General features: G+C 33.0%; 6 protein-coding genes and 1 tRNA gene. 1 reads left to right on the forward strand and 6 read right to left on the reverse strand.

The features are described from left to right. A tRNA-Arg gene (locus tag QZZ48_RS12800) sits at positions 1-71 on the forward strand. Positions 72-686: 615 nt separating this feature from the next. Here the strand turns inward: QZZ48_RS12800 and QZZ48_RS12805 are convergent. The 6 genes from QZZ48_RS12805 to QZZ48_RS12830 all read right to left on the reverse strand — a co-directional run bounded on the left by QZZ48_RS12805 (position 687) and on the right by QZZ48_RS12830 (position 8,021). Continuing rightward, on the reverse strand, positions 687-1,259 hold the full coding sequence (locus tag QZZ48_RS12805; RefSeq protein ID WP_294966504.1) for a hypothetical protein: 573 nt from the start codon (positions 1,257-1,259) through the stop codon (positions 687-689). 10 nt (positions 1,260-1,269) lie between these two features. After that, positions 1,270-1,638 carry a hypothetical protein gene (locus QZZ48_RS12810; RefSeq protein WP_294966506.1) on the reverse strand — a complete coding sequence of 123 codons (369 nt, stop codon included), beginning with the start codon at positions 1,636-1,638 and terminating at the stop codon, positions 1,270-1,272. Positions 1,639-1,707: 69 nt separating this feature from the next. Beyond that, the gene (locus QZZ48_RS12815; RefSeq protein WP_294966508.1) at positions 1,708-3,315 is read right to left on the reverse strand and encodes a response regulator receiver domain; all 1,608 of its coding nucleotides are present in this window, start codon (positions 3,313-3,315) and stop codon (positions 1,708-1,710) included. A gap of 4 nt (positions 3,316-3,319) precedes the next feature. Continuing rightward, positions 3,320-6,220, reverse strand: coding sequence for an ATP-binding protein (locus QZZ48_RS12820; RefSeq protein ID WP_294966511.1), 2,901 nt, complete (start codon positions 6,218-6,220; stop codon positions 3,320-3,322). Further along, on the reverse strand, positions 6,210-7,283 hold the full coding sequence (locus tag QZZ48_RS12825) for a DNA cytosine methyltransferase (protein ID WP_294966513.1): 1,074 nt from the start codon (positions 7,281-7,283) through the stop codon (positions 6,210-6,212). Before QZZ48_RS12825 ends, QZZ48_RS12820 begins: the two co-directional genes overlap by 11 nt. A 540-nt stretch (positions 7,284-7,823) precedes the next feature. After that, positions 7,824-8,021, reverse strand: a complete 198-nt coding sequence (locus tag QZZ48_RS12830; RefSeq protein WP_294966515.1) for a hypothetical protein — start codon at positions 8,019-8,021, stop codon at positions 7,824-7,826. Positions 8,022-8,106 lie beyond the last annotated feature (85 nt).

The raw sequence follows: 8,106 nt of genomic DNA on the forward strand, positions 1-8,106 counted from the left end.
GCCCCATAGTTCAAGGGATAGAACAAGTGTTTCCTAAACACTAGATACAGGTTCGAGTCCTGTTGGGGCTACATGAAAATCTTCGTGAGTTATACTTACGAGGATTTTTTTTTAAGATCACAACTAATTATAGGCTTTTGTCATTTTAAACCTAGATGTATTGACCTGTATAGCTATTTTGTGTTTATTTCGATAGCGGCTTATACGCTTCCTTAAAAGGTTAATTACTCTTTGAGATGGGAATTTACTAAATAGATCTGTCTTGTTATCTGACAGATTGATTAAGTAGGGTAAGTGATCGATGTAGAAACTAGATAAGCGCTCTAGAGACGATCGGGGTGGAAACTAGTTATTTATTGGGATAAATGCCCTTTAAAAACCCATCGTTTGTATGTTGAAATTCAGAGGATGGCTTGCCCATTTTGTGTTTATAGTCTGGAAAGAAATTTTGAGAAAATTAAGGAAGTAAAAGATATTTTGATAGATGCCCCTGAAGGTACAATTAGCTTTAATATTCCCAAAGAAGATCCACCCGAAGAAAAGTATCTGAAAGATTTGGTTAAGAAGGTTGGATTTGCACCCAGTAGAATCAAATAGAAAAAATCCTTTTAAAGGAATGTTTGACAATTGAAATGTATATGTAATAAAGGCTACCGATGTTATTATGGCAGCCTCTATATTAATGATTAAAACATTATACCCAGTCTAAATGACAGGGAGTGCATGTAGAAGTCTTTGACCCAACTCCGATCGTCTTCACTCACTTTAACAGAACCTTCTTTGAGATAGGTGAGTTGATAGCTAAAACTTGTATTTAAAGAGCTTTTCTTACCTAATTTGAAGTTTCGCCCAAATCCTAGTTCGCCAAGCCAAGTGTTGAATTCTGCTGATTTGTAAAATGCTTTTCCTAAATTTAAGGATAAATAATTTCTGTTTTTATTTGTGCCGAAATACTTTCTGATATCTAATGTTAGTGGTATTTCGATAACAGGTGCAATCTCGAATCCTAGGGATAAGCCAAGTGATAAATCAGATTTCACGAAAAATGCATTTGTGTATCTAAAGTTTATAAAATTATTTTCCTTGTATACATTAGCACTACTTTCAGTTGTGGAGTGGTAATCCTTAGCACTCTGGTGTATTCCAAAACCATAATCAAATTCAATTATAGTCTTATGCCAATCGTATTTTTCTTTTTCTTGAGAAAATAAAAAACATGGTAGCAATAGTAGCAGTATTAATATTTTAGTTTGTTTCATATGCTATTTTTTATTCTTTAACAATTCTGATACCCTTCCATTCATTACGATAACGAGCACAACCATATATGGATACCTTTTTTATATCATAACTAGAACCCATTTTTATTTTTTGATTCCAACCTTTTGTACTGATGAATCCAGTATCATCTTTTATTTTTCGACTGACAGAAATACTTCCTTCAAATTTCGATGCTAATTCAATATCTACTCTCTTTCTGTTTTTGTATTTATGAGTGATTTCACCTACATAAAAAGTTTGCATATAGTCTTCATCTAGTGAAATACCAACAGGTGCATTTCCATATCCTGCATTGTAACTAAAATGACCACCAGAATTATTTAAGGCTCTTATTGCTCTATCTTGACCTCTTTTCAAAGCTTGGTGTAAAGTGTAATCGTCTAGGTTTTGAGAGTCATCGTAATATGAAATGCATAAATCGACATGTTAGTTTTTCACAAAATCAACACCAACTCTCACAGGATGAGTAAAAGCATGATTAGCTATTCTTTGAGTGTAACTATCTTTTATTGTTGTTATATAGAATAATTCTTTTGAGTCAATTTTAGGTTCATTATTCATTATGCTCAGATTTAATTTTCCTTCTGAATCTATTGTGGGATTTAAAATTTTAAAAAGAACTGGTTTCACATATACTGGTGTGTATTTGTGTTGATCTACATCTGTCACTGTATTATTTACATCAGTCCATTTGACAATGTTTTCGGAGTTCAAATAACTTACAAAAGCTGTATCACCAAGGCTTAAGGCTTTTGCCATTTTAATAGAAGTTCCCTTCGCGAAATAAAATAAGTTGTCATTATCTTCAGGTCTCAAACAATCACATAATGCAGTTATACAAATAAAATATTCACCTTTTTCACCTATAAATACATCACCAAAATTAACGGGTCTATTATTGTCCAATTTTTTTGCATTGTAAAAGACATTCATAGCAACCAATTCTTCTGGAGGTAAAGCTGAACTGTCATCTATAGCATTAAGAAAATCAGGTTCTAATAATTGAAGTTGTTCTTTTCTAATAGTTAAATCTACACTTCCGAGCATAATGCTCTTAATGAAACGTGGGAATAGATATTCTTTATTATCTTTTTTATAATTATTACGATGGTGTATAAATGCTTGTTTTGATACTTGTAACAAATTAGAATCAATAAACGAACCACTTTTAGAAAGAATTGTTTTCATCTCAAGTCCCAATAATTGAGTGAAACCTGTCTTTTGTGAAATAATCTGCTGAGTTAAATTATTAATTAGTACGTCTGGTTGATTTTCGTCTTTATTTAAAATCGTAATGATTGTGTTGTTAATAACGAGTGATTTGTTTTCATATGAGACAATATCTGGACATAAATTCGCTGTTTCAGATTTATAGCTGTCCATGAAAGCTATTGAAGCTTTTATTAATGCGCATTTAGGGCTCTTTTGGCCTGTAACTGCAATGATTTCATCAATTAATTTTTTATCTTCTTGAAAAAGCTGTCCAATTATTTTCTTTGTCCCATCTTTATTATCACGATCCAGGTTTATTGTATTTATTTTCGTTAAAAAATGATCATTAATTCCTTTTTCATTTTCTAAATCATTTTTAACGTCCTTATAATATTCTTTATCGCTTCCCGAAAAGTAGGAAAGAATATTGCCCAATACATTATCTGGTTTAGACATTGATGTATATATTACACAAAAATGAATATTTGAACGTTTTACAACTTTAGATAGTAGTTTTAATGATGATTCTTCACCAGTGTCTCCCGCTAATTTCCAATCCAACAATACTAAATCCCTTGATTCAAATAAATATTGAGTTAATTCTTCATTTTCCTCATCATTATGTTGGTACTTATGAACTGCAAGTGAGATCCCATCATCTCTGAAGTTAGAAAATAGATCTGTTGTAATTTTCTCCTCATTTGCTCCTGTCAATTTTGCATCTGAACAAAAGAAGGATCGAGCTTTTTCATCAATGAAAACAGCTGATTTAATAGAATTCTTAATGATTTGACTTGCCTTATTTATGTATATTTCTGTCATGGTTTTAGCTTAAGGATTTTATTACAAAACAGGCTCCTTTGAGATGATTGTAGGTTTTGTCGTTTGTGGCATACATGTCAAAGTAGTTTTCATTTAAGCTTTCTTTGGCAAGAAATAGACCGATTCCTCTTCCATTGGGACGGTTTGAATAGAATAATTCAAAAATTCGTTCCAATCGATGATCTTCTATTTTAAGACCAGAATTAACTATTAATATTTCATTGGTATCGCTCCAATAGTCAAGATGCAATTTCTTAATTTTTGCATTTCTTAGCCAATAAAGAGCATTGTTAATGACATTAATGAAAACAGTGTGAATCACTGGCTCCTTTATTTCTATATAATGATTCAAGAATGCTTCGCTTGCAGTGAATTCAATTTCTTGGTTTTCTAATTTATTTGCAAAGAAATTATTGAGATACTCATAAATAGTCTTACACTGAATATTTCTTGGAATGACACCCGAAATACGATATAGTGGAGAAAGAAGGGCATACTTATCTTCTAACTGTTTGAAGTAGGTTTTAAGATACTTGAGTTGCACATCGTTCTCATAAGTATCAACTCTTGTAAGCTTGTCAAAAGTAGTATTGATTGTAGCATATAGATGGTTGAACTCATGGTCTATAATTTCAACGGCTATCCCAAGTTGAGCAGTTTCTTTGGTTTGTTCCCACTGTCTCTTAATGTTATCGTATTCCGTTTTATATGCGCCTTGTAGTAGCTCTTCGTCAATTTCGAAACTCAATCGTTTAATATGATCTGTGAGAGGAAACAATTTTGTGTCTAATTGATCTTGTAAAAATTCGAATTTAAGAGCGATTTTTTGAGTAGCTGCTATAGCCTTTTCACGAGTATCTATGGTGTGTGTTAACTGATCTTTTTCAAAAGTTAAATCTTTTAAAATACGATTTGATCTCTGTGAATATTCTTTTTTAAGATATTCAAATCTTTCATGAAGTTCTTGCCTGTAATGAAAAATCTGTTTTTCGAGATTGGCATTGTATTTATGGCAGCTCTTTAGAAATTCTTTTTTTAGCGCTTGTATTTCAAGTTTCTCTTGAACTTTCACCATTAAGTCAGCACTATCCTTTTTGATTGTTTCATTAAAATTAATCAATAAACTTTCATATTTTGAAAGTCTGTCGAGTTGAGTGTCCGTTGGTTTATAGCGTTTAGGTATTTTAGGGAGCAAACGCTTATAATCAATATCTAAGGTTTGTATTCTATCCAGTAATGATTCTATATCCGAATAAATTATATCTGATTGATTTGTCTTTTCTTCTAATTGATTGATTAAAGATTTATACTCTTCTTGATATTTTTCTAAGCGAAGAGGATAATCTTTTAAAGATCTGGTAAAAGCTTTTTTTGCTTCTGTTTCTCTAGCACTATCAGCTTTTATAGCATTGTGTTGTTCTATTAATTGCTTCTGTTTGTCCTTAAAGATTGATTGTTTAGGTTCAGTTCTAAAATACTCTTTTGCAAGGTCAATAAAGAAAGCTTCTAGGTCATTTTTTAATGCACGATATGCAGCATTATTCATCATTCCTTCTCTACTCGATTTATCTCTTAAGGTTGAATTTTCATTTCTGGTTAATTCAATATAACCAAACATACGTCTGTGTGAGAAGTAATATTCACCAGCACTTTTAGCTCTTCTTTTTTCAAAACCAAGAAAATCAAAATCTGTCCTTCCATAAGGTAAAACTCTAAAATTATCTCTATAAACATAGAGGCCTCCATATTCACCCACTCTTTCTCTCATCTTATAGAAAACAGTACCTTCCAATTTTGATTCTGATTCTAAACCTTGTGAATAACCAAGTTTAATCGGAAAACTGCCATAATCTGTTCGTGCATCTTTTCTTCTAGGATTTGTATAGGTGTAGTTAATTTTTTTGTCATACAGCATTATGAATCCCTCGAATGAACCTCTACCATCAAACTCTCCCTCTATTATAACGTCAGCAAGTTCATAATCGTTATACGACCAAAAATTTCCATCAGTATTTAGAAAGTCATACTCAATATTTCCTTTTTTAAAAACAGGGATATTTGTATTTATGCTTTTATTATTTTTTTTAAACTCATTAGTAAATCCTGATAAGCTAGATATCACAAACTTTTTATCTTCAATCTCATCTTCATCTTTATTTGTTAGCTTGATAATTTGATCTATAGGTTCAAAGATTATAAATTTCGTACCATGGCTATTTTCAATATCTGTAAATTCTGAAATAAGAGGATTAATAACTGAGTTTGGTGTTATCATCTCATTTATTGATTTCTCAATGTCATTTCTCAATTTGGACTGTGAATCCTCCCATATCTCACTTCCATCACTATCCGAGACTTTATCGAAATTACCAAGGAATTCCTTTTTTAATAATTCAAGAGTTGGATAAAAATCATTCAGTGATTCGACGTCTCTTACAGGTATATTAACATCATCCAGAAAGAGATTGTAATTTTCAAGTAGACGCCAATCAAAGAATAGGGCTTGTAAGGGATGTCCCATCTTTTTTGTTAGCATGAGCATGGGAGAACCTAGAAAGGCTACAGATAATCGTCCTATCCCTTTTTCTCCTGATTTTATTCTAGGTTTTTTCCATAAAGTGTCTTCACTTTCTAGATCTTTAAGCTTTGTTCTACTTTTGGAATCTGTTCCAAGAACCAACCACTTCTCAAGAATATCACGTCGTGACATACCCTTGCCGTCATCAGTCATGACAAACAAATTTTTTTCAATGTCTTTATAGCCTTCTAAATAGATTTCTGCAGTTAAATTATCCGCATAGGCATCATAACCATTCTTCCACAATTCTGTAATTGCGGTAGGTAAATCTGCTATTTGCCCTTTACCAAGTAAATCAACTGCTCTTGCTTTTGTTCTAAATTGCATTGTGGCTTTTTTTAATTGCTTGTCCTATTCTTTTTGCATACTCAGGTGGTACAGCATTACCTATTAATCTTGCTATAGCACCATTACTTTTTGCAATGAATTTATAATCTCTAGGGAAGGTTTGTAAAACGGCACCCTCTCTCAATGATAATGCCCTGTCTTCTTCAGGGTGTACGAAACGCCCATTAGAAATGCTGTAAAATTTGGTCGTTATTGTTCCTGCTGGTTTATCCCACCATAAACGACCAAATGTATCCTTAAAACAATTGTCGCGCCCAATGAAACATTTCAATTGCAGATGAGGTATGTGTGCAAAACCTAATCTATTTCCACCATCTTTCTCAACATAGGTTAATCGCTCTTTACATACATCGCTTAAATTGGCTACTGAATGCATAAAGTCAGTTACATCTTTCTGTCCAGGCTTAATTTTCTTAAAGCCATTACTTACACCTATCACATCGCGAACAGTAAGTCTTTCTCCTTCATCTTTGATAGGGAATATCTTCTCATCATTAATTCTATTAGCAACTAAAGTAAAACGCTTTCTGTTTTGAGGTACACCATAGTCGTTGGTATTGTGTATCTCAAAATGGACTTGATAGCCTTCAGCCTCCAACCAATCAATAAAAGCTTCTAATCCACTTTCTTTCTTTTTTCTAAGAACACCCGGTACATTTTCAACAACAACATAACCTGGTCTAAAATATTTCACGAACCTTTCGAATTCAATTAGCAGGTTTTTAGATTTTTCGGATTTTGCTTTATTTGTATTAATGATACTCCAAAACTGACAGGGACTGCAGCCAATAAGTATGAGACCATCATCATTTTGTTTCAAGTTAAGCTGCTGCTGTAGATCTTTCTCCTGTAATTCGAATACATCAGCTTGTATAAATTGTGCACCTTTTATATTTGTTTCGTAAGTTTCTTTGCAAGTCGATTCATGATCAATACCAGCTATGATTTTCACGCCAGCTTTCTGCATACCGCAGCTCATGCCGCCTCCGCCACAAAAAAAATCTACAGCTTTTAAGCTCTTATCTTTTATTTTTCTTCCCACACTCATCAATTGGTAGATATCTGTAATCTATAAAAAAGGGGTTTTATTGCACCCCATACAAAAATATTAACTTAATCTCAAAGATCAATTATAAAAACCTATATTGCAATTAAACATAACACCACAGTCTTTATTGCTCTTTCTACCTGATTAGTAGTTTTTTGAGTGACACTTCTGGCTTTTAATTTGTTTTTTGACCATTTAACCACACTGTATTTTATAGACTAATAGGGCATAAATCTATCCAAATGTGACTTATACGTCAACGGACTATGAGTAACATTTTGAGGCTATTTTCAGGAATTATGTAGTAAGTTGTATAGAGCTTTGTGGGGTAGGGCATTGTGTAAAGCTGAAAAAAACCTATTAGTGAATACTTGTCAATTTCTACGCTCTATAATAGCCTACTCTGGAGTCTTAGGCTGCTAGTCTGCCTTAAAATTTAAAGTTCTAAGCCTTAGCGGGCGTACTCTGCAAGCCTAGTGCCATCCTTTAAGCCTTATTGCTCGTACTTTGCTTCATATTCGGTGGTTCTAAGTATTAAATGCGGCGGAACGTTTCAGGATAGTGGCGGAATGCTTCAGGATAGTGGCGGAACGCTTCAGGATAGTGGCGGAATGCTTCAGGATAGTGGCGGAACGCTTCAGGATTGTGGCGGAATGCTTTAGGATTGTGGCGGAATGCTTTAGGATTGTGGCGGAACGCTTCAGGATTGTGGCGGAATGCTTCAAGATACAAATGGGTGTATTATGACTACTCGTGTTTTAATAGAGACTTAAGCAACATTATTTGTAATATGTATTGTGATTGTTCTTAAGGCTAT

Source organism: Sulfurimonas sp. (assembly GCF_016744025.1).
GTDB lineage: Bacteria > Campylobacterota > Campylobacteria > Campylobacterales > Sulfurimonadaceae > Sulfurimonas.